The organism is Streptomyces sp. Ag109_O5-10, assembly GCF_900105755.1.
GTDB lineage: Bacteria > Actinomycetota > Actinomycetes > Streptomycetales > Streptomycetaceae > Streptomyces.
The window spans coordinates 304,918-329,693 of record NZ_FNTQ01000001.1; the positions used below are offsets into that span (position 1 = coordinate 304,918).

The 24,776-nt window shown below is 71.0% G+C and carries 24 protein-coding genes and 1 pseudogene; 13 read left to right on the forward strand and 12 right to left on the reverse strand.

The window, feature by feature from the left end; all coding sequences use genetic code 11:
* Window positions 1–53: 53 nt before the first annotated feature.
* A complete protein-coding gene (locus tag BLW82_RS01600; RefSeq protein ID WP_093497106.1) occupies window positions 54–719 on the forward strand; it encodes a nitroreductase in 666 nt (221 codons plus the stop codon).
* A 397-nt stretch (window positions 720–1,116) separates the two neighbouring features.
* Here BLW82_RS01600 and BLW82_RS01605 read toward each other — a convergent pair whose 3' ends face one another.
* Both BLW82_RS01605 and BLW82_RS01610 read right to left on the reverse strand, forming a co-directional pair.
* The gene (locus BLW82_RS01605) at window positions 1,117–2,067 is read right to left on the reverse strand and encodes an amidohydrolase family protein (RefSeq protein ID WP_093497107.1); all 951 of its coding nucleotides are present in this window, start codon (window positions 2,065–2,067) and stop codon (window positions 1,117–1,119) included.
* Between the two features lie 178 nt (window positions 2,068–2,245).
* Window positions 2,246–2,533, reverse strand: coding sequence for a DUF2630 family protein (locus BLW82_RS01610; RefSeq protein ID WP_256215590.1), 288 nt, complete (start codon window positions 2,531–2,533; stop codon window positions 2,246–2,248).
* Window positions 2,534–2,730: 197 nt separating this feature from the next.
* Here BLW82_RS01610 and BLW82_RS01615 point away from each other — a divergent pair, with 197 nt between their 5' ends.
* Complete coding sequence (locus tag BLW82_RS01615) at window positions 2,731–4,086, forward strand: phosphoinositide-specific phospholipase C-related protein (RefSeq protein ID WP_093507780.1); 1,356 nt, start codon at window positions 2,731–2,733, stop codon at window positions 4,084–4,086.
* Between the two features lie 343 nt (window positions 4,087–4,429).
* Here BLW82_RS01615 and BLW82_RS01625 read toward each other — a convergent pair whose 3' ends face one another.
* Both BLW82_RS01625 and BLW82_RS01630 read right to left on the reverse strand, forming a co-directional pair.
* Window positions 4,430–5,932 (reverse strand): MFS transporter, encoded by a 1,503-nt coding sequence (locus tag BLW82_RS01625; RefSeq protein WP_093497108.1) that lies wholly within the window; start codon window positions 5,930–5,932, stop codon window positions 4,430–4,432.
* A 236-nt stretch (window positions 5,933–6,168) separates the two neighbouring features.
* Window positions 6,169–6,618 (reverse strand): winged helix-turn-helix transcriptional regulator, encoded by a 450-nt coding sequence (locus BLW82_RS01630; protein WP_093507781.1) that lies wholly within the window; start codon window positions 6,616–6,618, stop codon window positions 6,169–6,171.
* A 527-nt stretch (window positions 6,619–7,145) separates the two neighbouring features.
* On the opposite strand from BLW82_RS01630, the gene BLW82_RS01635 reads away from it, so the two are divergent.
* Window positions 7,146–7,982, forward strand: a complete 837-nt coding sequence (locus BLW82_RS01635; protein ID WP_177232796.1) for an enoyl-CoA hydratase/isomerase family protein — start codon at window positions 7,146–7,148, stop codon at window positions 7,980–7,982.
* 123 nt (window positions 7,983–8,105) lie between these two features.
* Window positions 8,106–8,930: an MBL fold metallo-hydrolase gene (locus BLW82_RS01640; protein WP_218162342.1), complete on the forward strand. Its 825-nt coding sequence runs from the start codon at window positions 8,106–8,108 to the stop codon at window positions 8,928–8,930.
* Window positions 8,931–9,185: 255 nt separating this feature from the next.
* Here the strand turns inward: BLW82_RS01640 and BLW82_RS01645 are convergent, their stop codons facing one another.
* Window positions 9,186–9,569, reverse strand: coding sequence for a DoxX family protein (locus tag BLW82_RS01645; protein WP_218162343.1), 384 nt, complete (start codon window positions 9,567–9,569; stop codon window positions 9,186–9,188).
* Between the two features lie 737 nt (window positions 9,570–10,306).
* On the opposite strand from BLW82_RS01645, the gene BLW82_RS01650 reads away from it, so the two are divergent.
* Window positions 10,307–10,708, forward strand: a complete 402-nt coding sequence (locus BLW82_RS01650) for a tautomerase family protein (RefSeq protein ID WP_093497111.1) — start codon at window positions 10,307–10,309, stop codon at window positions 10,706–10,708.
* Window positions 10,709–10,824: 116 nt separating this feature from the next.
* Here BLW82_RS01650 and BLW82_RS01655 read toward each other — a convergent pair whose 3' ends face one another.
* A complete protein-coding gene (locus BLW82_RS01655) occupies window positions 10,825–11,298 on the reverse strand; it encodes a winged helix-turn-helix transcriptional regulator (RefSeq protein WP_093507783.1) in 474 nt (157 codons plus the stop codon).
* Window positions 11,299–11,393: 95 nt separating this feature from the next.
* Here BLW82_RS01655 and BLW82_RS01660 point away from each other — a divergent pair, with 95 nt between their 5' ends.
* Window positions 11,394–12,287: a dihydrodipicolinate synthase family protein gene (locus BLW82_RS01660; protein WP_093497112.1), complete on the forward strand. Its 894-nt coding sequence runs from the start codon at window positions 11,394–11,396 to the stop codon at window positions 12,285–12,287.
* A gap of 76 nt (window positions 12,288–12,363) precedes the next feature.
* On the opposite strand, the gene BLW82_RS01665 is transcribed toward BLW82_RS01660, so the two are convergent.
* Complete coding sequence (locus tag BLW82_RS01665) at window positions 12,364–12,987, reverse strand: DJ-1/PfpI family protein (protein ID WP_093497113.1); 624 nt, start codon at window positions 12,985–12,987, stop codon at window positions 12,364–12,366.
* Between the two features lie 93 nt (window positions 12,988–13,080).
* On the opposite strand from BLW82_RS01665, the gene BLW82_RS01670 reads away from it, so the two are divergent.
* A complete protein-coding gene (locus BLW82_RS01670) occupies window positions 13,081–14,418 on the forward strand; it encodes an aminotransferase-like domain-containing protein (RefSeq protein ID WP_093497114.1) in 1,338 nt (445 codons plus the stop codon).
* Between the two features lie 302 nt (window positions 14,419–14,720).
* On the opposite strand, the gene BLW82_RS01675 is transcribed toward BLW82_RS01670, so the two are convergent.
* Complete coding sequence (locus BLW82_RS01675) at window positions 14,721–15,215, reverse strand: MarR family winged helix-turn-helix transcriptional regulator (RefSeq protein WP_177232797.1); 495 nt, start codon at window positions 15,213–15,215, stop codon at window positions 14,721–14,723.
* A gap of 357 nt (window positions 15,216–15,572) precedes the next feature.
* Between BLW82_RS01675 and BLW82_RS01680 the strand changes: the two genes are divergently transcribed.
* Window positions 15,573–16,061, forward strand: coding sequence for an NUDIX hydrolase (locus BLW82_RS01680; RefSeq protein WP_256215591.1), 489 nt, complete (start codon window positions 15,573–15,575; stop codon window positions 16,059–16,061).
* Window positions 16,062–16,136: 75 nt separating this feature from the next.
* Here BLW82_RS01680 and BLW82_RS01685 read toward each other — a convergent pair whose 3' ends face one another.
* Entirely contained in the window at window positions 16,137–16,382 is a 246-nt protein-coding gene (locus BLW82_RS01685; protein ID WP_093497116.1) for a hypothetical protein, read from the reverse strand.
* A 28-nt stretch (window positions 16,383–16,410) separates the two neighbouring features.
* Entirely contained in the window at window positions 16,411–17,724 is a 1,314-nt protein-coding gene (locus BLW82_RS01690) for an amidohydrolase family protein (RefSeq protein WP_093497117.1), read from the reverse strand.
* Between the two features lie 204 nt (window positions 17,725–17,928).
* On the opposite strand from BLW82_RS01690, the gene BLW82_RS01695 reads away from it, so the two are divergent.
* From BLW82_RS01695 to BLW82_RS01715, 5 genes are all read left to right on the forward strand, one after another.
* A complete protein-coding gene (locus tag BLW82_RS01695) occupies window positions 17,929–18,690 on the forward strand; it encodes an IclR family transcriptional regulator (protein WP_093497118.1) in 762 nt (253 codons plus the stop codon).
* A 5-nt stretch (window positions 18,691–18,695) separates the two neighbouring features.
* Window positions 18,696–19,643 (forward strand): ornithine cyclodeaminase family protein, encoded by a 948-nt coding sequence (locus BLW82_RS01700; protein ID WP_256216169.1) that lies wholly within the window; start codon window positions 18,696–18,698, stop codon window positions 19,641–19,643.
* 159 nt (window positions 19,644–19,802) lie between these two features.
* On the forward strand, window positions 19,803–20,207 hold the full coding sequence (locus BLW82_RS01705; RefSeq protein ID WP_093507785.1) for a MarR family winged helix-turn-helix transcriptional regulator: 405 nt from the start codon (window positions 19,803–19,805) through the stop codon (window positions 20,205–20,207).
* A gap of 185 nt (window positions 20,208–20,392) precedes the next feature.
* Entirely contained in the window at window positions 20,393–22,114 is a 1,722-nt protein-coding gene (locus BLW82_RS01710; RefSeq protein ID WP_093497120.1) for an MFS transporter, read from the forward strand.
* Between the two features lie 204 nt (window positions 22,115–22,318).
* On the forward strand, window positions 22,319–23,296 hold the full coding sequence (locus BLW82_RS01715; protein ID WP_143063632.1) for a hypothetical protein: 978 nt from the start codon (window positions 22,319–22,321) through the stop codon (window positions 23,294–23,296).
* 79 nt (window positions 23,297–23,375) lie between these two features.
* Here the strand turns inward: BLW82_RS01715 and BLW82_RS01720 are convergent, their stop codons facing one another.
* Together BLW82_RS01720 and BLW82_RS01725 are read right to left on the reverse strand one after the other, a co-directional pair.
* Window positions 23,376–24,002, reverse strand: coding sequence for a hemerythrin domain-containing protein (locus BLW82_RS01720; protein ID WP_256215592.1), 627 nt, complete (start codon window positions 24,000–24,002; stop codon window positions 23,376–23,378).
* Window position 24,003: 1 nt separating this feature from the next.
* Window positions 24,004–24,671: pseudogene (locus BLW82_RS01725) on the reverse strand (Type 1 glutamine amidotransferase-like domain-containing protein).
* Between the last annotated feature and the right edge of the window lie 105 nt (window positions 24,672–24,776).

Genomic DNA, 24,776 nt, shown 5'->3' on the forward strand with positions numbered 1-24,776 from the left:
TCGCGGACCCGTTGCGGGGGCCCGTCGCCTCCCTACCGAAAGGCCGAGCCGGCGTGGATGTGTACGAGGCGGTGGACAGCCGCCGGGCCGTACGGGCGTTCAGCGAACGGCCGGTGCCGAGGGAAGTGCTGACCCGGGTCCTGGCCGCGGCCGCACGGGCGCCGTCGAGCGGCAACCTCCAGCCCTGGCAGGTGTACGCGGTCTCCGGCGAGCCCCTGGCCGACCTGAAGCGGCAGGCCACGGCCAGGGCGCTGGCGGGCGACCCCGGCGACGGTCGGGAGTACCCGATGTACCCGGCCGAGCTGACCCCGCCGTACCGGGAGCGCTTCGCCGAGGCGGCCGCCCTGCGGTACGCGGCACTCGGCATCGCGCGTGAGGACCCGCAACGGCCGGTGAGGGTCGCCGCGTTGAACACGCAGGCGTTCGGGGCGCCCCTCGTGCTGTTCTGCTACCTCGACCGGGCGATGGGCCCCGGACAGTGGGCGGACGCCGGGATGTATCTCCAGACGGTCATGCTGCTCCTGAGAGCCGAGGGCCTGCACAGCTGCCCCCAGGTGATGTGGACGATGTACCGCGAGACGGTCGGCCGCCTGGTCGGTGCCGGTGACCGGCTCGTGCTGCTGTGCGGTCTCGCGGTCGGCTTCGAGGAGGCGGGGGCGTCGCGGGTGCGTACGGGTCGGGCCGAAGTGACCGAGACCGTGCGGTTCGTAGGCGACTGAACGGGCGGTCGGCCCGGCCGCGGGGGGTGCTCGGACGCCGGCATGGACGGCTCCGCCCGCATGTGGATCAGCGGGATCCCCTCCCTCGACCGGACGGGCAGGAGGTGATCCTCGGCCGGGACCGGACGTCCGCCGATGGCTCTCCGTGTTCCTGCTCGCCCGCCTGGACGTGCTCGCCCGGGACCTGACCGCACGCCCCGCCGCGCTGGGTGCGCACCTCGGCCTGCTCCGCCGTGATCCCCTGCCCGACGGGCGTGCCGTCCTCGTGCGCCGGGAGACCGTCACCGGCTTCGCGCCCGCCGGGCGGGACGGTTTCCGGCAGCCCGTGGTGCTCCGACGGCCTGACCGCGTTCGGGCCGGGCCGACGGCGCTCCGTCGCGCGGCGGACGGGTACCGGTCACAGCCCGAAGAGGCGGGCCGCGTTGTCGTGGCACACCGCACGCAGCCACTTGTCGCCGAGCTCCAGCCGTTCCAGGGCGTGGAGCTGGTGCACGTAGGGGTAGGGGATGTTGGGGAAGTCGGAGCCGAGCAGGACGCGGTCGCCCAGGGCGGCGATCCGGGGCAGCGCCCGGGGCGGGAACGGCATGAACCGCTCGGTGAAGTCCGTGAACGCCATCGTGGTGTCCAGCCGCACCTCCGCGTACCGCTCGGCGAGGCCGGCGAACTCCTCGTACTCCGGCATCCCCATGTGCGCGACGACCAGCCGCAACCTCGGATGCCGCGCCAGTACCCGCCCGACCGGACCGGGGCCGGTGTGCTTGCCGGGGGCGGGACCGGAGCCGCAGTGGATCACGACGGGAATCCCGGCGTCGGCCAGCAGCCCCCAGGCCCCGTCGAGGAGCTCGTCGGCCGGGTCGTACGCCCCCACCTGCACATGTGCCTTGAACACCCGGGCACCTGCCTCGACGGCCGCCCGGACGTACGTCTCGACGCCGGGCTCGGGGAAGAGGGTCGCCGTGTACAGGCAGTCGGGGGTGCGGCCGGCGAAGTCGGCGGCCCACGCGTTCAGCCAGGCCGCCATGCCGGGCTTGTGCGGATAGAGCATCGAGGTGAAGGACCGGACACCGAACGACCTGAGGAGAGCGACACGTTCCGCCTCCTCCTGCCGGTAGGTGATGGGCCACTCCAGGTCGCCGATCAGCGGTCCGTTCGTGTCGAAGTAGTTCCAGACCTTGTGCAGGACCCGCTCGGGCATGAAGTGGGTGTGGACGTCGATCAGTCCGGCAAGGCCCAGTCGTTCCCGGAAGACGCGGATCGCCTCGGCCTCCGCACCGTTACCCGGACCGTGGGCGGCAGCGGATCCGGCTGAGGTGGCGGAGGTGGCGGGGACCGTGCGGTGATCGTTCATATGCCAACGATCGGTGCAGGAGAGCGGCGAGTCCAGTCCCTGCCGGGCGACGGCGCGTGCCGCCGGCGTACCGCCGGGCGACGGGGACGCCCGTACGACGGCGCGAGGGGCGGCCCGGCCGGTGCGGGGGGGCCGTGCTCCCGAACGTCGGGCCCGGAACGCCGGGCCGGTACGGCGCTCAGGACCGGTAGCGCTCCACCTGAGAAGCCGGGCGGACGTTCGCCCCGCCGGGGCCCTGACCTGACGCGACCCTGGCCCGGCGCCGGCGCGGCAGGTCCCGGCACTGATCGAGTTCGGTCTCCAGGCGGGCCGGCCGGGCGTGCTCGGTCGTCCCGTCGATCTCCTCCTGCGCCAGGCGGTCACGGAGGTCCTTCTCCTGGCTGATCATTTCCGTGATGCGGCCGAGGATCTCCTTCTCGGCCTCGGGCTCCGGTCCTGTCGTGGCTGCCTCCGGACGAGGGGACACTCCTCCCCTCTCCCCCTCGGCCCCCGGCCGCACCGGCGGGGCGCGGGCGAGACCGGTACGACGGTGACGAAGCGTCAAGTTCCTTTGACTACTGCGAAATTCAGGCGACAGCACTGGCGCGCCGCACCTACCAGCGGGTAATTCATGGCTCTGCCACCTTCGGCACCCGTGTCACAGCGAAGGGATATCCCGTGCGTCTGCGCCCCTTGCGCGTCCTGTGCTGTTCCGCCGTCGTCGCCCTGTCGGCGCCCGCGTTCCTCCCGGGCGCCGCGTCGGCCGCGGTCCCCGCCTCCTCGGTCTACCTGCAGAACTACGTCACCGGCCTCAACGCCGCCGACAGCGGCGGCACCGTCGCCGCACACAACCCCAAGGGCAACGAGGACCACCAGCAGTGGACCGCCGTCGCGGTCGGCGGCGGCTACCAGCTCCAGAACGCCGACGAGTCCGGCACGTGCCTGGGCCGCAGCGGCACCGCCGCGGTGACCGCGGCCTGCGGCGCGGACGGCACGACCTGGACGATCACCGCCGGCGCCGGCAGCACCTACACCGTCACCGTCCCCGGCACCTCGCAGTACCTCACCGGGTCCTCCTCCGACTCGGCCGCCGTGCAGGTCGGGGCCTCGGGCGACCTCGCCCGCTGGTACCTCACGCCGGTGTCCTACGCCACCACGGCGATGCCCTCCGCGGACACCCGCACCCTCGACCAGGTCACGTTCCTGACCGCCCACAACGCCTTCGCCAACGGCTCGGACGGCAACTTCGCGTCCTTCCCGGTCAGTCTGTTCCCCAACCAGAACTACGGCATCAGCCGGCAACTGTCCGACGGCGTACGGGGCTTCATGCTCGACGACTACCCGGTCTCCGGGCAGGCCGTGCTGTGCCACAACAGCTGCGACGGTGTGAGCAACCCCGTCCCGCTCGCCACCGACCTCCAGCGCATCGTGGACTTCCTCAAGGCCCACCCCGGCCAGTTCGCCACCGTGTTCCTGGAGGACTACGCCTCCTCCGACGTGCTGAAGTCCTCCCTCGCCTCCGTCAACGGCCTGTACGACGTGCTCTACCGGCCCGACCAGGACGGCGTCGCCACCAAGGGCTGGCCCACCATGGCCGACCTCGCGGCCCGGGGCAAGCAGTTGCTGATCTTCAGCGACCGGACCCGGGCGAGCGACACCGCGAACGGGTACGCCACCCGCGACACCTTCGGTGTGATGTACCAGCGCGAGTGGACCGTGGAGAACTACTGGTCCATGGGCGGCGGTCTCGGCGGCTCCGACTGGTCCTGCTACAGCCGCTGGGGCACCGACAGACCGCTGACCACGGACTCGCCCGCCTTCCACCCGCTGTTCGTGATGAACCACTTCCGGGACTATCCCATCGCCGGCACCGCCGCCACGGACAACGGCAAGATCCTCAACCGGGCGCAGAACTTCTGCACACCCGCCGCCCGGAAGAAGCCGAACTACGTGGCCGTGGACCGGTACGACACCGGGTCGCCCACCCCGCTGACCACGGTGGGCACGCTGAACACGTACGTCCTCGCGCCGGGGCAGTGAGCGGCAGCCGGCCGGGGCGACGACCTGCCTGCCGCCCCGGCCGGCCGAGCCCGAAGGCACATCCGGTTCAGCAGCGGTGGGCTCCCGGGGTATGGCCGAAGGCCGCGGCCAAAGGCGTCGCGGGGGCGCCGGCGGACGACCCGCCGCACGCGTGGGCCATCGCCGTCACCGGCATCCGGTCGGCGAGCGGGACCAGGGCGTGGTGGAGGCGCAGGCGGGCCCGTTTCGGGCTGTCGCCGTCCCCGTCGCGAGCGTGCCTGTCAGGTCGAGGCGTTCCCGTAGGGCGTTCACGTGTCGGGACCACGAGACGCCCCGGTGTGCGGGCGGGGCAGTGCCACCTCGCTCACGACCGGGTGCACCCGCGGAGCTGCTCGCCCTCTGCGGGCAGGACCGCCGCCGGCCCCGCGCCTTCGGCCACCGTCGGGTTCCCGCTGTCCTCGCGGACGTTCGGGGCGGACGGCCGTCGTCCCGGAAGCACGATCGCGGTCACCGCGGCCGCCGCGCAGATCACCATTCCCCACACGGCGGCTGCGCCGTAGCCGCTGGGGTCCGGTAGGGCCGCACCCGCCGTGGTGTGGGATTCGAGCGCGACGGCACTCAGGGCGCTTCCGGTAGTGAATCCGACGTAGCGGAGCACCTGGTTGAAGCCGATGGCGCTGCCGACGTCACCGGCCGGCACTGCGGTCACGACCAGGTTGGGTAGGAGCGCGAAGACACAGCCCACGCCCAGCCCGTTCAGGCCCATCACGACCAGGAGCTCCCACAGGTCGGTCCGGGCCAGTCCGAACATCACCAGGGACGACAAGGTCACGACGCAGGCCAGCGGCAGGGTCAGCCGCCACGGCATGCGCTGCGCCACCAGTTGGACGGCCTTGTTCGCCGCCAGGGTGCCGACCGAAAAGGGGATCAGGATCAGCCCGGATACGACGATGGACACCCCGAAGCCGCCGCTCGGGCCCGCAGGGGTCTGGGCCAGCCGAGTGACCAGGGACAGCAGCAGGTAGGTGCCCATTCCGGCGATGAGCCCCACCACGGCCGCGGTGAGCACCACGCGGTTCCGGAGCAGACGGAGGTCGACCAGCGGCTGTCCGGTCTTCAGCTCGAACACGATCCAGACCGCCAGGCACACCAGCGACACCGCACCCAGGCCCAGCAGTGCGGGTGAGGTCCATCTCCACGACTGTCCCTCGCACAGGACGAGGACGAGCCCTGCCAGGGCGGCGCCGAACAGCACCGCACCCGTCGCGTCCAGGGGACGCCGGGTGAGGTGCCGCGTGCTCGGCAGGACGAGCATCGCCGCCGCGAGGGCTGTCCCGCTGACTGCCGTGCCCAGCCAGAAACTCGCGTGGAACCCGAAGTGCTCGGCGATCAGACCGGTCAGCGGATAGCCCACGCCGATGCCGGAAACGACGGTGACCGACAGCAGCGCGATGGCCGGCCGGGAGCGCTCGGGCGGCAGACTGTCCCGGGCGGTCGCCACCGTCAGTGGTATCAGGCTGAGCCCCACGCCTTGCAGCGCCCTGCCGGCGATGAGCCAGCCGAAGCCGAAGGGAAGGGCCGCCAGTGTGTTCCCCACCAGCACGATCGCCAGTGCGCCCAGGATCGTCGAGCGCCGCAGCGCACCGTCACCGAGCCGTCCCATGGTGGGCGTGGCCACGGCCCCGACCAGCAACGTGATGGTCAGGGACCACTGGGCCTCGGACAGCGACACGTGGTCGGCGGCCGCGATGGTGGGGATCAGCGGCGCGCCGAGGCTGCTGATCACCGCCACCACCGAGCTCAGGTAGATGAGCACCGGTGCCAGCGCCCGTCCGCGCCAAGCAGCCGAGGATCCCTGTGTTCCCATGATCGTTCTTCCGTCCTTGTTCTCCTCACCACGCACGGGCGCACGCGCAGCCCCAGCGTCAGTCCCGGTGGGGCGGCACGAGCGCTGACGTCGGCGGTGACGTGGGAGGATTCTGTGCTCGTGAGTGCGTGGTGAGTTCGGCGCCCCGGGCATGACGTGCGGGGCGGCGGAAGGTGACCACGGCTAGCCGCATCACAACTCCTCGTCGGGTCCGCTCGACGTCGGCGGTCATCGGTTCAGCCGCCGAAGCTGCGGACTTCGACGTCGTCGGGGCCGAGGACCCTGCCGTCGTGGGCACGCATGTCGAGGTGGGCCACGGGCAGGCCGTCACGCCGGTCGACGAGTCCGAGTCGTTCCTCGTCCGGGGTGAACAGGTTGTCCTCGCCCCATTGCCGCAGCGCGACGAGCGGGACGCGCAGGGCCTTGCCCTTCCGCGTGAGCCGGTACTCGGTGTATGCGCTCCCGTCAGACGCCGGGCCCGTGGTCAGGACGCCGTTCTCGACGAGCTTGGCGAGACGGGCGCTGAGGATGTTCTTGGCGCACCCAAGGCTGCGCTGGAACTCGCTGAACCTGGTCATGCCGGCCAGGGCGTCCCGGACGATGAGCAGCGACCACCAGTCGCCGATCTCACCCAGTGACCGGGCGACGGGGCAAGAAGCCCCGCTGAGGTCCGTCTTTCGCACCAGCTTCCTCCTCACCAGTGGTTTCAGTATTAAACCATACGTCCGTCCACTCGCCGCCGGACGGGCTCCACCCTCCGTTTACGAGCCGGGAAGAGGCGTGATACTGGTTTAATAATGAAACCAGACGGCTTCGGGTAACCATGCGGCCGGTGGCGCTCTTCTCCTTGGAGGACTCGTGTCCGTCTCCACCGCCCAGATTCCGGGCGAAGGCGTCACCCTCGAACCCCACCTGTTCCTGCCGGATGACCCCGGCCCGCACCCGGCCGTGACCTTGGCCTGCGGCTTCGGGGATGCGAAGGAGGGCGTCGAGCCGTTCGCCCGGGCATTCCGGGACACCGGGTTCGCGGCGATCGTCCGTCACCGGCGCGGACCTGGTGCTGACGGCCTGCGAGCGGGCGCTGCAGCCCGAACGCCTCGTCCTGAACGCCTCGTCCTGCCGGAAGGCGGTCACTTCGACCCCCACCACAAGCAGTTCGAGACGGCGCCGGGCGCGGCCCTGCACCCCGCTCCCCTCAGATCAAGGAGTCACCATGAGCTTCAACTACTCGTCGATCCGGACCCGGCTGGAGGACGGTGTCCTGTTCGCCGCACTCGACTCCGGCCCGCTCAACCTCATCGGGGTTGACCTGGTCCGTGACCTGGTCTCCCTGGTCGACACCCTGTACAGCGACCGGGGGGACGTGCGTGTCGTCGTCGTCGAAAGCGCCTCACCGGACTACTTCTCCGCCCACGTCGACCTCACCGCGGTCCCGCGGTACACCGCGGAGGCGGCGAAGGCCGGCGGTCCCGGCGACGCCTCTCTTGGCATGTTCCTGTACAAGCTGGCACGGGTCCCGGTGATCACCATCGCCAAGGTGCGCGGCCGCGCCCGCGGCGGCGGCAACGAGCTCGCCCTGGCCTGCGACATGATCTTCGCCTCGCGCGAGAACGCGGTATTCGGCCAGTTCGAGTCCGGCACGGGCGCCCTCCCCGGCGCGGGCGGCGTTCAGCATCTGGCGAGGCGGCTCGGCCGGCACCGGGCCATCGAAGCGATCGCCGGCGCCGAGGACTTCGACGCCGACCTCGCCGAACGGTACGGCTGGATCAACCGCGCCCTGCCCGACGCCGAACTGGACGGCTTCGTCGAACGCCTGGCCAAGCGCATCGCGGGCTTCCCGCCCGAAGGAGCCAAGGCAGCCAAGCGCGCCGTCAACGACCTGACGCTGGCGGAACCCACCGACGTCCGCTCCGACGCCGTCACGTTCCAGAGCCTGCTCGCCCTGCCCGAGTCCCGCGAGCGCCTGGACTACCTGGCCGGCCGAGGCCTGCAGACCCCCGGCGACCTCGAACGTGACCTCGGAAGGGCCGTAGCGGAGTTCCCGGGCTGAGACACATCCCCCGCGAGACGCAGTGGCCCGCGGCCAGGATCTGCCGCGCGGCCGGCGCAGGCCGCGGAATCCCCCTTTGCACCAAGGCAACAGCGCACGCCGACACCGAGAGGAACGCACGACATGACATCCGCACTGAGCGTCAACGTCTTCACCGCGCCCGAGAAGGCCGTGGTGGGCGAGCGGCCCCGGCCGTTCGGCCCGCCGATGGCGTGGGATCCGACCACCTCGACCCTGATCTTCGGCGAGAACGACGCCGTCCTCGTCGACACGCTCACCACCGTTGCCGAGGCCGAGGCACTGGCCAACTGGGTCGCGCTGCACCATCGCAACCTCACCACGATCTACATCACCCACGGTCACATCGACCACTACGCGGGACTCAGCGTGCTGCTGCAGCGGTTCCCCGACGCCCGGGCGATCGCCACACCGAAGTCGGTGGAGTTGATGCGCGCACAGTCACCGCGCATGTCGGCCTACCGCAAGCTCTGGCCCGGTCAGCTTCCGGCGACGATCACACTGCCCGACCCCTACGACGGCGACGTCTTCACCCTGGAGGACCACGAACTTCGCATCATCCACCAGGGCCGCACCGACGCCGTCGACAGCACGTCCCTGCACGTACCGGAGATCGGCCTCGTCGTCGGCGGGGACGTCGTCTACAACCAGTGCCACATGTTCGTCGGCGCCACCACGCCCGAGAGCCGGCAGGAGTGGATCGCCGCACTGGATCGCCTGGCGGCGCTGAACCCGAAGACCGTCGTCGCCGGCCACAAGAAGCCAGGGGCCCCGGACGGACCGGAGATCATCGACGCGACGAAGCGCTACCTCGTCGACTTCGGCCGGGCTCAGCAAGAAGCATCGAGCGACCGCGAAATCTACGACACCATGACCGAGCTGTATCCCGACTGGGTCAGCCACCAGGCCTGGCTGATGTTCGGCCTGTGACCGTGGCGGCAGGTCCTCCGGCCGGCCCGGCCAGGTCGGCCGCCCCACGGCACCGCACCACGCTGGGCCCACTACGGTGTGGCCCTTCGGCGGTGACGGCCTCGGCGCGGTGACCTTGCCGCCGCGGTAGGCCTGCGGGCCTCGAACGCGGCCGGCCCGCGGGGATACAGGTGGCCGGGTACGCGGGGCGGGTACACCTGAGACGGTGGCCGCGTCACGGACGCAGGCCGGCCCCACGGGCCGGGACCGGACCGGTCAAGCGGCCGTCCCCCTCCGACCGAGGACGCCGAGCGTGAGCTCACGGCGGTTCCACATGACGACTGCCGCCAGGACGAGCAGCACCGCTGCCGGTACCGGACTTTCGTCGATCACGAACAGGCAGGTCAGAAATGCGCCCGTCATGACTCCGGTGAGTATCAGCCCGCCCAGGGCACTCAGTCGGGGAACGAGCAACAGGACGGCTCCGGCCAGCTCGAGGGAACCGGTGACGTACCGAAGCCATTGCCCGGCACCGACGTCCTGGAAGATTTTCACCATCTCCTGAGCGCCGGCCAATTTCGAGGCCCCCGCCATGACGAACACGCCCGTCAGAATGACCTGAAGGACCCACAGGACGATGTTCCGGGTCTTCCAGCCCACCCTTGGCGCACTCTGCACAGAACGAGACATGTCTTCTCCCTAACGCGCGAGAGCGGCCGACGCTCACGGTCCGGTGCGCAGCCGACCACCACACTTGAACTTTCATGTCACACCCTAGGTCGCGACTCATGAATCTTCAAGTGAGAGCCGGCTCGTGAGCATTCGCACCCCGCCGCCGACCCGATTCCTTCAACATCGAAATCGTCGGCGCCCCGCATGAACCAGACGGCAGCGCGGCCCGGCAGAGACGTAGACCCCCTGGGACCCGGCCGTTTGACACGAGCAGGACGCGTCGGCGAAGTCGGAAGACTGCACGGCCGAACACCTGGCGTTCGAGCATCTTGATCCTGTTGTCATGCCCTTCGACGACTCCCGGGTTCCGCGCCAGGGCCAGGCCGGCGATGACGACGTCCGCCGGACGACCACACACCGGCTTTCGCGGACACGAGGTGTCGTCGGTCAGGCGACCGGATTACCGATCCCGGCAGTGCCGCCTCGCTCGTGAGGGCGAGGCGGCGCAGGGCGACCCGAAAGCTACGTGGGGGCGCGCCAGATGCGTCGGCACCGCAAACGAACCTAACGGGCGTTCAGGTGGGTGCGGAAGAAACGGATGGCGGCAGAGGTGCTTGCGTCGAAGCCGGCGAGGTAGGGATCGAAGTGGCCGCCGGGTATGACGACGAGTTCCTTGGGTTCGAGAGCGGGTGTGCACCCACACCCCACTCCCGTAGGAGCCCATCATGCCCGTTTTCAACGCTCACGTTCCCGCCGGCCGCTTCTCGCCGGACCAGAAGCGCGCACTCGCCGACGCGCTCAACCAGTCGCTGGTACAGGCACTCGGAATTCCCGAGGGTGACCGATTCATCATGATCAGTGAGCATGGCGAGAACGAGCTGTACCTCGACCCGACCTTCATGGGGATGCAGCGCAGCGACGACGCCATGATCATCACTCTTCTCCTCGGTGCCCATCGGCCTCTCGAGCACAAGCGGGCCGTGGCCGCAGCCATCAACAGACTGGTGGTCGAGGCTCTGCGCATCTCACCCGACGACGTGTTCATCGCGCTGATTCCGGTCCCGAACGAAAGTTTCTCGTTCGGGAGGGGTGAGCTTCAGCTCGCCGAGGACGAGCCGCGCTGGTGACCCCGCAGCCCGGCGCGCAAGGGACGCCGTCGCCGCAGCGGTGCGTACCAGCGCTCCGCAGTCGCGACACGGGACCGCCGTGCCGGGGTGCCGGCGTGACCAGGCGCGGCCTCGGATCAAGCGGGGTCGGGAACGGTGCCGGCCTCAGGCAGGGTCGCGCTGACCTGGACGTCGTCGGGCCCCAGGGGCCGCCCGTCCTGGGCGCGCAGTGCGAGGGGAGCCACCGGCAGGCCGTCCCGCTTGTCGACGAGACCGAGCCGCTCCTCGTCGGGTTCGAACAGGAACTCTTCGCCCCACTGCCGCAGTGCCACGAGCGGGACCCGCAGGGCCTTGCCCTTCTCGGTGAGCCGGTACTCGCTGTAGGCGCTGCCGTCGGACGCCGGCGCGAGGGTCAGCACCTCACGTTCGACGAGCTTGGCCAGGCGCGCGCTGAGGATGTTCTTGGCGCAGCCGAGGCTGCGCTGGAACTCGCTGAAGCGGGTCATGCCGGCCAGTGCGTCCCGGACGATGAGCAGCGACCACCAGTCACCGATGTCACTGAGTGAGCGAGCGATGGGGCAGGTGGCCCCACTGAGGTCCGTCTTGCGCACGGATGCCACCTCCCGAAAATGCTAGTTTTATAATTAAACCATATCCTTGGTGCACCTGCCCTGGATCACTTCGATCGATTGCCGAGAGAACCGTCATGTTCCACGGCCTCAGCGCCTTCCCCCTGACACCCACCGACGATCAGGGCATCGACCATTCCGCGTACGCCTCGCTCGTGGCCCGCCTCACCGCTGCCGGAGTGGACTCTATCGGGGCGCTCGGCTCCACCGGGGGCTACGCCTACCTCACCCGCGAAGAGCGTGCCCGCACCGCGCAAGTCGCGGTCGAGGCCGCCGGCGACGTTCCCGTCATGGTCTCCATCGGCGCGCCGCGCACCTCCCACGTCCTGGCTCTGGCCGAGGACGCCCAGAAAGCCGGAGCGCGGGCGGTGCTGCTCGCACCGGTGACGTACCAACCGCTCACGGACGACGAGGTGTTCGGCCTCTACGAGGACGTCACCCGCGAGCTGTCCGTGCCGCTGTGCGTGTACGACAACCCCCGCACCACCCAGGTGCACTTCACCGACGAACTGCACGGCCGCATCTCCCGGCTGCCGAACGTCCGCTCGATCAAGATCCCCGCTGTTCCGGACGACTTCGACCAGGCCAAGGCCCGGATCGACGCGCTGCGAGCGGTGATCCCGGAGACGGTCACCATCGGCGTGAGCGGCGACTGGGCCGGCGTGCGCGGCCTGAATGCCGGGTGCGACGTCTGGTACTCCGCCATGGGCGGCCTGTTCCCCCGTACCGCGCTCGCCCTCGCCCGCGCGGCCCTGGCCGGTGACGCGGGCCGGGCCACCGAGTCGTCCGACGCGCTCGAGCCGTTGTGGGCCCTGCTCCGTCAGCACGGTGGTCTGCGCGTCCTGTCCGCCGCGGCGTCCCACCTCGGCCTGACGTCGGAGCCGAACCTGCCGCGCCCCCTGCGCGGCCTGGACGATGCCGCGCGCCGGGACGTCACCGCCGTGCTGGACGCCCTCCAGCTCACGACCTGAGCAGGCACAGCGCGTCCGCATCCGGCTTCGGACCGCGGCACCGGCGTGCCCCGACCGCTGCACTGCCTGCGACTGGTCAGACGAGCGCCGGTGCGGGTGCGGGCAGGTAGGGAGTGATGTTGCGCCAGGCGCGCTCGATGTATTCCTCCTTCTCGCCGACCGGGGCGACGTAGTGCAGTGCGTTTTCGGCGGCGTCGTTGCCCGCGAGGCGGGCGATGATCCAGGTGGCGAGGTAGTGCGAAGCGAGGCAGCCGCCGGCGGTGGCGATGTTGTCCTTGGCGTAGAAGGGCTGGTTGAGCACCTCGACGCCGGCGGCCATGACCCATGGCTTGGTGGTCAGGTCGGTGCAGGCGGGGATGTCGTTGAGCAGGCCGAGCCTGGCCAGTACGAGCGCGCCGGAGCACTGCGCGGCGATGAGTTGGCGCGTGGGGTCCAGGGCGCGCAGGATGTTCATGATCGCCGGGTCTTCGACGACCTCGCGGGTAGCGGTACCACTGCCGACGATGACGGCGTCAGCGGTGCACGCTTCCTCAAGAGTGGCCATCTGTTCGATGACCACCCCGTTCCTTGACGTCACTTTGGGGCTGGGGGTGGCGATGGTGACGCGCCAGTCGTCGGTCCTGATGCGGTTGAGCACACCGAGCGCGATCAGGGAGTCGAGCTCGTTGTAGCCCTCGAAGGTGAGGATGGCGATGTGCACGGCGGCTGCCCTTCCCTAGGAGTGGGGTGGGTCTTGACGGTAAGGACCCGTGAGCAGGACAGTCAAAGAATTGTCATGGATACAATTCGGTGCATGGCAGCATCGCGGTACAAAAAGCTGGTCGATGCGCTCGCATCCGACATCCGGGCCGGGCGGCTCGCCGCAGGCGTGCGGCTGCCGACACACCGTGGGCTCGCCGCCCGTGAGGGCATCGCCGTGGTGACAGCGACCCGGGTGTACGCCGAACTCGAAACCATGGGCCTGGTGAGCCGGGAACAAGGCCGCGGCACGTTCGTGCGTGACATCGCGGTCCCCGCCGGTCACGGCATCGATCTGCAGGTCGTCGCCACGGATGCGGTCGACCTCAGCTTCAACTACCCGTCGCTGCCCGGGCAGGCCGATCTCCTTCGGCAGGCTCTGCGGGACGTGGCCACCTCCGGTGATCTCGACTCGCTGCTGCACTACCAACCCCATCGAGGGCGCCCCCAGGACAGAGCCTCGATCGCACGGCACCTGAGGCGCCGGGGAATCACCGCCGACGCGGACCGGATCCTCACCGTCAACGGTGCGCAGCACGGCCTTGCCGTCACCGTCATGGCCATCCTCAACGCCGGGGACGTCGTCGCTGTCGACGCACTCACCTATCCCGGTTTCAAGGTGCTCGCGCACGCCTTTCACCTCGACGTGGAGCCCATACCGACAACCACCGACGGTCCGGATCTCGATGCCCTGGGGAAGCTGTGCGCGACCCGCCCTGTGCGGGCGATCTACACCATGCCGACCTTGCACAACCCTCTGGGGTGGGTCATGCCGGCGACCGACCGAACCCGCCTGATCAAGATCGCTCGACAGCACGGCCCGCTCATCATCGAAGACGCCTCCTACGCCTACCTGGTCGAGGACCCACCACCTCCTCTGGCCGCGACCGCGCCGGACATCACCGTCTACGTCTCGGGGCTGTCCAAAAGTGTCGCCAGCGGCCTCCGGGTGGGCTTCGTCCTCGCCCCGTCCTTCGCGGTGCCACCACTCGAACGCGCGATTCGGGCAACCACCTGGAACACCCCGGCCCTCACCACCGCGATCGCCTGCCGCTGGCTCGACGACGGCACGGTGGACCACTTGGAAGTGCAGAAACGAGAGGACGCCAAAGCCCGCCAAGCACTCGCGGGACGAGAACTGGCAGGTCTGCCGCTCGTCAGCCACCCCTCGTCCTACTTCACCTGGCTTCCGCTGCCCGACGACGCACGCGCCGATCGCCTGACCGCCGACCTCGCACGTCAGCACATCTCGGTAAGCACAGCGGAGCCCTTCACCACCTCGGCACACACGCCACAGGCGCTCCGCCTCGCTCTGGGTTCGACCGATCTGGACCGTCTCCAGTCGACGCTGCGCACAGTGCGACGAGTCGTTGTCGAGGACGCCCACGCCTGAACTTCGCTCAACCAGCTGATTCCCGCCCGCACCCGTACACGGTTGAACCTTCATGAATCGCCGTCCGGGGTGTGACCTGGATATTCAAGTGAGGGTCGGGTCTCGCGCCGGCCGACGAGCGTCGACCGCTTCGTGCACGTCCCGCGTGACGAGGCCGTCGACCGTCGATGCGGGCGGGCCGTGTCTCCCGCACGCACTCAGTCGCCTTCAGCCGGCTCGTTCTTCTCCCGAAGTGGGCTCCCCGAACCGGCCGCGGCGGCGTGGCGTCCCGCTGCTACAGCCGAGGGGCCGTGTCTTGCGGGTTACTTCCGCTGCTCCCTGCGGTCGATGCTCTCGCTGATCTTCTGGGCGGCGGTGCGCAGGTTGTCCAGCTCGGCGGGGTCGAGCACGTCGAAGACGAGGTCGCGCACCCGGGCCACGTGTCCCGGGGCAGCCTCGACGAGATGGGCGTGGCCGGCGTCGGTCAGGATCGCGTGGGTGTAGCGGCCGTTGGTGGGGTCCGGCTCGCGGCGGACGAAGCCCCGGCGTTCCAGCCTGCTGATCATGTGCGAGAGGCGGGACTGCTCGGAGTGGGCGAGGACGGCCAAGTCGCTCATCCGCATGCGGCGTTCCGGCTGATCGGACAGTCCCGCTAGGACGTAGTACTCGATGTAACTGAGGTCTGCGTCCTGCTGCAGCTGAGCCCCCAGGGCGGCAGGCAGCCTGTGCAGCATCATGGCGAACTGCTGCCAGGTCTCCCGTTCTGCCGCGGATAGCCAGCGGGGCTGAGGGTTCGGGTGCCGAGGCTGTTCAGGCATGCCCGGAGTCTATCCGGCATGAACATTCACGAGACAGAGACCTGACTTGAAACTTCATGAGTCCGCGGTCTGGGCTGTGGCAGCTGGAATCCTGGGGCCGCGCCCTCAAGACGGTCCGGGCCTGACACTCTCGCCCGCCGGAAGGCGGGCGGGAGGACTTCTGTCGCCGTAGCCGAGCGCGAACCCGAACGCCGCGCCAGTGGCCTGTTCGGTCGGCTCCGCGACCGGACCCGTCACGGGGCCCTGGTGACCCAGGGCCCCGTGACGGGTGTGATCCGGCGCAGAGGCTGGGTCGAGGTGAGAGCGACACCTGACGAGTCCCGTGTCGTGACCGGACACCCGCCCTACAGTGAGGCTGTGTCAGAGGATCAGTCCTATGTGAAAGTGGACCGCGGCGTCGAGATCCCGGTCCCCGCCGGCGGCGAGGTCTGGACGGCCGGTGCGGTCATCCTCAACCGGGACGGCCACGCCTTCGCCCAAAAGCGCAGCCCCGACCGGCGGCTCTTCCCCGACTGCTGGGACATCGTCGGCGGCCATGTCGAGCCGGGCGAGACCCTGTTGGACACGCTCGTCCGGGAAGTCGATGAGGAGACCGGCTGGCGTGTGCGCCGGGTACGGCGCCTGCTCGGGATCGCCACGTGGACCGGCGACGGTGACGGCACACGGCGCGAGGCCGACTACCTCGTCGAGGTCGACGGCGACCTGGACCACCCCGCCCTGGAGTGGTCCAAGCACACCGCCTACGGCTGGTTCGGGCCGGAGGACCTCCCCCGCCTCAAGGAGAACCGAGCCCCTGGTGAGTACCTCATTCACGACCTGATTGCGAAGGCTCTGCAAGGCCGTTAGCCGGTCGCAGGGGACAGACGTGGTGGCGGAGTCGGTGCGGGTCCGGTGGCTGTCGGATGTCGCGGGGGACAGCCTTCAGCGGATCGTGCGCTGTGCCAACACGGGCACGGTGCGCTGCCGGACGGCGCCCCGATCTACGTCATCCTCGACATCCTCTCCGCTCGCAAGCGGTGCCAAGATCCGTCGGTGGACGGCGAGGAACAAGGGCGATCCGCGCTTCACGCCGACCAACGTCCGCAGCGAGAAGAACAGCTGGGTCGTGGCGGCCCGGGCGGCCCAGGTGGTGGGGTAGTCGAGCCGGCCCAGGGCGTCGACGATCACGGGACGGACGGCGGCGCTGCGCTGTCGGTCACTGGGCGTCCTTGTCGAACTCGGCGCGGTCGAAACGGCGTCCGCGTCTGACGGTGTACGTGATGGTGCGCAGGTTGCCGATGTCGTGGAGGGGGTTCTCGTCCAGGACGGCGAAGTTGGCGAGCTTGCCGGGTTCGACGGTGCCCATGTCCGCCTCGGTGCCCGCGGCGCGGGCGCCGACGAGGGTGGCCGAGCGCAGGACGTCGGCGGTGGGGATGCCGCAGCGGTCGACGAGGAAGGCGAGTTCGCCGTGCAGGGCGGGGAAGGGGTCGTCGGCGTCGGTCTCGTGGTCGGTGCCGGTGCAGACGTCGACGCCCGCGCGGTAAGCCTGGGCGGTGACGGCGGCGGCCAGCTCGGCGTTGCGGGCGGCCCGTTCGGCGGACTCGGCGGTGTCGCCCCGGAGTTCGTCGCTGGTCCACATGGACGCGGTGGCGTCCAGGACCGTGCCGCGGCGGCGCATCTCGGCGAAGAGCGCGGCCAGTTCCGGGGCGTCGCCCGCGGCGAAGCGGTCGTGATCGACCGGCGGTTTGGTCTTGTAGCTGCTCAGCGGCTCGGTGGGGTCCTCGAAGGCGAGCAGGGTGACGTGGGAGACGCTGTCGACGCCCGCGGCGACGACCTCGCCCGGCCCGGCGGGGAAGACGGTGGCGTGCGCCCAGACGGCGATGCCCTGGCGGTGCGCCTCGGCGGTGACGGCGGCGACTGTCGCGGCGTCCAGGTCGGCGTAGACCTTGATCGCGGCGGCGTGGGTGCCGCGCGCGAGGGCGACGGCGATCGGCAGGTCGGTGCCGGGGGTGACGGCCTGCATCCAGGGGACGGCACCGGGCACGGCCCCGCGGGAGACCTCGTGGGTGCGGGGGTCGTCGAAGAAGGAGGGCCCGGCCATGAGGGCGGCGTAGCGGATGTCGGGGCCGGGGATCTCGCCGACCAGGGTGGCCCGGGCCAGGTCGCCGACGTGGCGCAGGTCGTCGGCCATGTCACGCACGGCGGTGACCCCGCTGTGCACCAGACGGCGGAGTACGGCTTCGGCGACGGGCCGGTCGGGCGGGGTGGCCAGGTGCTGGTGGGTGTCGATGAGGCCGGGGACGACGAATCGTCCCGCGAGGTCGACCTGGGGGGCGTCGGCGGCGTGCGAGGGCAGCGGGTCGGCGTCGCCTGAGACGGTGTGCAGGCGGGCGCCGTCGGTGACGATCGTGGTGTTCGGGCGGAGCGGGCCGCCGGTGCCGTCGAAGAGGGTGGCGCCGCGGTAGACGGTGACGGTTCCGGCGGGCGGAGCGGCCCAGGGGGTCGGGGCGCCCGGGGGCAGGTCGGTCATGGTCACCCTTCGGTCCACTGCGGCCGCTTGTTGTTACGCGGTACGTAACATCTGTATTGTGTGGCGAAAATCAAGCTCACTGTACTCTGCAGCCGGCGCACCGCCGCAAGGGCCCGAACGGGACGCACCGGACAGACACACCGGACAGCACGTGCCGGGCCGCGGTCGTCGCCGCGCCGGGTACGAGAGGGAAGAGCCGCCGTCATGCCCGACGCACCCGTCGCCCCGGGGCCGCCCCGGTCGGCCGTGGACAAGGCCCTCGACCTGGTCGAGGCCGTCTCGCGTGCCCCGCACCCCGTGCGGCTGACCGACCTCGCCGCCGAGGTCGGGCTGCACCGCGCCACCGCGTACCGGATCCTGCTGGACCTGGTCCGGCGGGGCTGGGTGCTGCGGGCCGGTGACCGCTACCTGCCGGGCGCCGCCGTGCTGCGGATGTCCGCGTCGGCCGCGGGCAACTCGCTGACCGCGCTGGCCCGTCCGGTGCTCGAGCGGTTGTCGGCCACGACCTCGATGATGGTCAACCTCCAGGTGCTGGAGGAGGGCGGCGGCCGGGTGATCGACGTCGTCCGGCCCGAACGGCTCGCCATGATCAGCCATCTGCGGGGCGAACTGCTGCCCGTGCGGCGGTTCGCCGGGCCGCTGGCCCTGGTAGCCGCGCTCGAACCGGAAGCGCGGAGGCGGTGGTTGGCCAGACTCCCCGAGGACGGTACCGACCTGACGCGGGAGTTGGCCGAGGTGGCACGGACCGGTGTCGCCGTGGAGCACGGCCGTAACGACAAGCTGGTGGCCTCGGTCAGCCGGGCGGTGGTGCCCGATCCGGGGGCGCCGGTGTGCGCACTGACGGTGGTGGGACCGGAGGCCGAGTTCGGCGGCCCGCAACTGGCCGCTGTCAAGCGGGCGTTGACAGCAGCCGCCGAGGAACTGGTGGCGGCGCTGTCCGTCGGCGGAACGGAGGCCGACGGGTGAGCGCGATGCTGGTGCTGGACCGCCGGCAGACGGCCGCCGCGCTGGAGCCCGCCGCCGTCCTCGACGCGGTGGGCCGGGCGCTCATCGCCGTCGCCCGTGGCGAGGTCTCCGTTCCGCCGCGGATCGCCGCGCTGACGCCGGCCGGCCTGCTCGGCGCGATGCCCGGATACGTCACCGGGCTGGGCCTGGCGGCGAAACTGGTGACCGTGACCGCCGATCCGGAGCATCCCGGACGGAGTTTCCACCGGGGACTCGTGGCCCTCTTCGACGAGCACGACGGACAGGCGCTCGCGCTGGTCGACGCCGGGGCGCTGACCGCGGTCCGGACCGCGGCGTCCGCCACGCGAAGTGCGCTGGCCCTGGCCGCGCGCCCCGGTCTCGGCCGGGTGGCGGTGGTGGGGACGGGGGCTCAGGCGCGGGCCCCGTTGGCACTGCTCGCCGCCGTCCGTCCGCAGGCGGAGGTCGTCGTGGCCGGCCGTGACCCGGCGCGGGCGGATGCAGCGGCCGCGCTGTTCCCGGGCGCGCGGGTCGCCCCCGGCATCGAGGACGCGGTGCGCACGGCCGACGTGGTGTTCTGCTGCACCGGCGCCACCGCTCCCGTCGTCCGCAGGGAATGGCTGTCCCCCGGTGTCCATGTCTCCTCGGTCGGCGGCTCGCACGGGCCCGAACTGGATCCCGGCACGGTCGGGGACGCGGCCCTGTTCACGGAGTGGACCGGCGCGTCCGCATCGCCGCCGCCCGCGGGTGCCCACGAACTCCAGGACCTGCCCCCGGAACGGACCGTCACCCTCCTCGGCTCCGTCCTCGCCGGCGACCATCCGGGGCGCGACGGCGACACCGGGGCCCTCACGGTCTTCAAGTCCACCGGGCACGCGGCCCTGGACGTCGCGGCGGTCCGGGTCGCCTACGACGCGGCACGGGCGCGGGGGTTGGGCGTACGCGTCGACCTGTGACGCCCCCGCAGCCGTCCTGCCGGAACAAGCTCTCGCCAACCCTTTGTTTCACAGTACACCTAGATGCATAATGTCGTTATGGACGACCGGGTCGAAGAGCGGGCCGCCGACGGCCGGGCGGGCGGCGAGCCCGATCTCGCCGGGGGGCCAGAGCAACTGATGGCCGCCGTCGAGCAGTTGGTACGGCATGTGCGGCACAGCGCCACCGCCGGCGGTCTGAGCACCACCGCCTCCGCCGCGCTGGCCCGGCTCGGCCGGGAGGGTCCGCTGCGGCTGACCGAACTGGCCCGCGCCGAAGGCGTCTCACAGCCGGGGATGACCCAGCTCGTCGGCCGGCTGGAGCGCGCGGGGCTGGTGACGCGCAGCGCGGACGGCACCGACGGCCGGGGCGTCCTCGTGGAGATCACCGCGAGCGGCCTCGGCGTCTTCCGGCAGCGCCGCGCCGAACGCACCCGCGCCCTGCAGGAGTTGGTCGGGGAACTGACCGAGCCCGAACAACGGGCCGTACGGCTCGCCCTGCCGGCCCTGGCCCGCGCGATCGAGGAACGCCGGGCACGCGACTGAGGCGCCCGCCGACCCCACTCCCCCGGGCCGAGTCCCTCCAGCAACCGTCCCGTCCGTGCCGTCCGTCCGAACAGTCCCGTCCCAACCGCCACCCCATGCCGTCCGTCCCGTCCGTCCCATACATGCCGTCCATGCCAGCCGTCCCGTCCGTCCGTATCCGTCCGCATCCGGAGAGAGGACCGTCGATGAGTGCTCCGCACCAGAGGGCCGCGAGCCCCTTCAGGCAGCCGAAGGCCGTGTGGGCCGTGGCGTTCGCCTGCGTGATCTCGTTCATGGGCATCGGGCTGGTGGACCCGATCCTGCCCGCGCTGGCCGAGAGCCTGCACGCCTCCCCGAGCCAGGTCTCGCTCCTGTTCAGCAGCTACCTGATCGTGACCGCGGTCGCGATGCTGATCGTCGGCTGGGTGTCCAGCCGGATCGGCGCCAAGCGCACCCTCGTCACGGGACTCGCCGTCATCGTCGTGTTCGCCGCGCTCGCCGGCGCCTCCGGCTCGATCAACGGCATCGTCGGATTCCGCGCCGGGTGGGGTCTCGGCAACGCCCTGTTCATCGCCACCTCGCTGGCCGTCATCGTCGCCTCGGCGAGCGGCGGCTTCGCCGGCGCGATCATCCTCTACGAGACCGCCCTCGGCCTCGGCATAGCCGTCGGACCGCTGCTGGGCGGCGAGTTGGGCGCCATCAGCTGGCGGGGCCCGTTCTTCGGCGTCGCCGTCCTGATGGCGACAGCCCTCCTCGCGACGCTGGCGTTCGTCCCCGCGCTGCCCAGGCCCGAGCACCGCACCCCGGCACTGGCCCCGCTCACCGCGCTGCGCCACCGCGGACTGCTGACCATGGGCATCATGGCCCTGCTGTACAACTGGGGCTTCTTCACGATGCTCGGCTACGCGCCCTATCCGATGGAGCTGAGCGCCCACCAGCTGGGGCTTGTCTTCACCGGCTGGGGGCTGCTGGTGGCCGCGTTCAGTGTCTTCTTCGCACCCCGCCTGCAGGCTCGCTTCGGCACCGCACCCGTGCTGTACGCCAACCTCGTCGGCCTAGGCGTGGTGATGGCCGTCATCGCCGCCGGCGTCGACACGCCGACGGTCGTCATCGTCGCGGTGATCGCCAGCGGGATCTTCATCGGCATCAACAACACGCTCACCACTCAGGCGGTGATGGTCGTCTCGCCGGTCGAGCGTCCCGTCGCCTCCTCCGCCTACGGCTTCCTGCGCTTCATCGGCGGCGGCCTGGCCCCGTACGTCGCCGGGAAGCTGGCGGACGCGACCGACCTGAGCGTGCCGTTCTACCTGGGAGCCGGCACCTTCCTGCTCGCGATCCCGGTGCTGGCGAGCGGGCACCGGCTGCTGCGGGACGCGGAGGCCCGCCTGGCCGACGGCGCGCCCGCCGGCCCCGCTCTCACCCCCGTCGGCCGGCAGGCCAACGCCGGCCCGGCCCCGGTCGTCGTGGCCGTCGGCGCCCACGAGGGGGCCGCGTCCGTCGTGGACGCCGCCGCCCGGCTCGCGCGGGACACCGGCAGCCCGCTGGAGGTGGTGCACGTACAGCGGACCGCCGTCGTGGAGGAACTGGCGGCGGACACCGAGACCCGCGACGAGGCCCGGGCCGCGGTCGTCGCCCATCTCGACCGGCTGGCGGCCCAGGGGGTCGCCGCGACCGGCCAGATCCTGGACAGCGTCGGCGACCACGCCGCCGCCGGCCGGGTCCTCGCCCGGCATGCCGCCGAGGTCCATGCCCGCGCCGTCGCCGTCGGCCGCTCACCGCGCGGACCGCTCGCCCAGTTCGCCGACGGCAGCCTCACCAGCGCGCTCACCCATGCCGCGACCTGCACGGTCGTCCTGCTCGACCCGGCCGACGCACCGCTCCCCCTCACCGCGTCGACGCTGGTCGAACTCCGGGAACGGCCGGCCTGATCAGTGAAGGCTGGACCGCGCTCTCACGGAAAGCCGTGCGAGATGCGTGGCGCCGCGCCCGGTACGTGCCCAGTGATGGAACGCAGCAAGAGGGCACCCCAAGCCCCGCAGCCGCGCAGCCGCGCAGCCGCGGGCGACGAGCCCGAACCGGCCGCCCGAAAACCGTTCGGCGCCCGTCGTGCAGCGGCGCTAGCCTCGCTGATCATGGGAGCACGAGCGCAGTACGTGGTGGTGGAGAACGGCGCCTGGCAGCGGTACTACTCGCACTGGGCCGCCAACCGGATCGTTGACGATCTGCTGGCCGGTCCGGCCGCGGCGACACGCTGCTTCCGGGCCAACCGGGAGATCGACGAATGGCTCGACGACATCTGGTGCGAGGGTGCCGCACTCGTCGACCACGACCGCCGGACCCTGCTCTGGTTCGCTTCCGTGGACAGTTGGGCAGACCACGTCGCCGCCCGCGCCGTGCTGACCCGGACCTGGCCCGGTTGGGACGTCCGCTTCGCGCACGACGGCATGGGCGATCTGACCCACCACCTCGGCCTCGGCAGGGACCTGACCCGTACGCCGGGCTGGTTCGAGACCTTCGAGCCTTCCGGGTTCGCGTCCAGCGAGTACACCGAGCCCTGCTCCGTCGCCTCCGTGCGGCTGCCCGACGGCAGCGTCCGCGCGTGGGGCAGCGACTGGGAACCCGTCGACCACCTCGCCGCCGGCCCCCGCCTGATCGACCTGATCGCCGCGTCGTCGGCCAGTCCCCCGCTGACCGACATGCCGGAGGGCGGGGTTCATTTCGATCCGCAGGCCCGGACCGTCTCGCTGTGGGCGGTGCGGACCGTGGCCGGCATTCACAACTGGCCCTTGCCGGGCTGGGAGGACTGGGTCCTGGACTTCCGCGGCGAGGACCACACCCGGCAGGCCGCGCTGCTGCCCGCGGACTTCCCCTTCCCGTCGCCTCCGCTCGCGCCCGCGCTACGGAAACTCGCCGACGGTCTCACCGCCCCGCTGCCCGACATGAGCGGGCCCCTTGCCCTCGCCGCCGGAGCCCCGGGACCTGAGGGCACCACAGCCGTGGTGAACCCGGCTGCGCCGGTGCCGCACGAACCGGCCGATCCCACCCCGGCCGAACTGGCGGCACTGCGCGGGGCGATCGACGCCCTGGTCACAGAGGCGGAGGCCGACTGACCGCACTGTGGGCTCCCGTCGCGGGCCGGCTCCGGGAGGTCGTCGGCAAGGCGTGGCGACACGGCGAAACCGCTCCATGTCACCTCCCGATCCCGAACACCGTGTCGGCCCAGGCCGGGTGGGGTTCCCCGGCGTCGAGCGCCTCACCGATCGTCCGCTCTTCGTAGGCGAAGTGAGATTCCATGATCGCCGCCAGCCCGTCGAGCTCGCGCCCGATCTCCTCCAGGGCCGACCCACGGGGTTCGACAGCCCTGTCCGCGAGTTCGCCCACCCGCGACAGGATCGAGGCGATCAGTCCGTGGTCCTCGACGAGTTTCGTGATGGTCGGAGCAAGATCCGGGCGTTCCCGGAGGAGCTGGGAGAACAGTCCGTCGTCCTCGCCCCGATGGTGCGAGGTCAGCGCGGTGCAGAAGGCCAGGCAATGGGTGCGCAGGACATCGTCGCTCAGCCGGCGCTGTCCCAGACCCTTCCTGATCTCACGGATCTGGCGGCGCAGTTCTGCATGCGTTCGGGCAAGCTGTCGGCTCAAGGCGACCGCACGGTCGCCGTCACGGGAAGCCACGGAGGGCGGCCCCTTCGTTTCCGCACCTCCATGCCTGACGCAGACCGTCACCGGCACGCGATGCTGCCGCCATCCGATCACGCGGCGCCGTGGAACGGCAAGCACGGTTGCCCGGCCGCCCCGGGCACCGCCGGCCGGGAACACGTCACGGATGGAACCGCCACCGGCCTTCAGTGACGACGTCCAGCTTGCCGTCCCTGACGCGCACGGCCGTCTCGTCGTCGATGAAGTAGATCGGGAAGTCCGCCCGCGCGGCGATGCGGTCGGCCCAGGCGTCGTCCCGCTCGGGGAAGTCCGGCGAGTACAGATGGGGCTTGAGGTACCAGTCGAAGAGGCCGAACGGCGGCTCCACGGTCGTCGCCCCGAGTACGTGCAGGTCCTTGGTGTCCCCGATGACGTCGGCGGAGTGTGCGGTGAGATGGCGGCTGAAGATCATTGATCCGGCGCTGAGCCCCACGTAGACCCGGTTCCCCAGCGCCTCCAGGAAACCGTCGGCCAGGCCGTTGCCGGTGATGCTGCGCGCGAGGTGGTAGTGGTTGCCGCCCCCGACGTAGACGACGTCGGCTGCGAGCAGCCGGTCGAGCACCATCTGCCGGGGCAGGCCGTTCAGCTCCAGGATGTCGAACTCGCGCCAGCCGAGGCCGTGCACCCGGTTCATGTCCGCGACCAGCCACCCGTGGTCCCCGGGCTCGGCGACGGACGCCGTGGGAAGGTACACGACGTTCGCCGACCCGAACGGCTTTCCCAGCATGTCCGCAGTGCGTCCCGCAGCGTCTCGTTACGCAGGCCACTCGCCGTCAGCAGAAAGTTCATCAGGCGACCCAAGCACGACCGGCGGACGCACGCAACGAGCCGGGAACGATCCGGCACGGCACGGCACGGCGACATCAGTATCAGCCGCTCGGCTTGCCCTTCGAC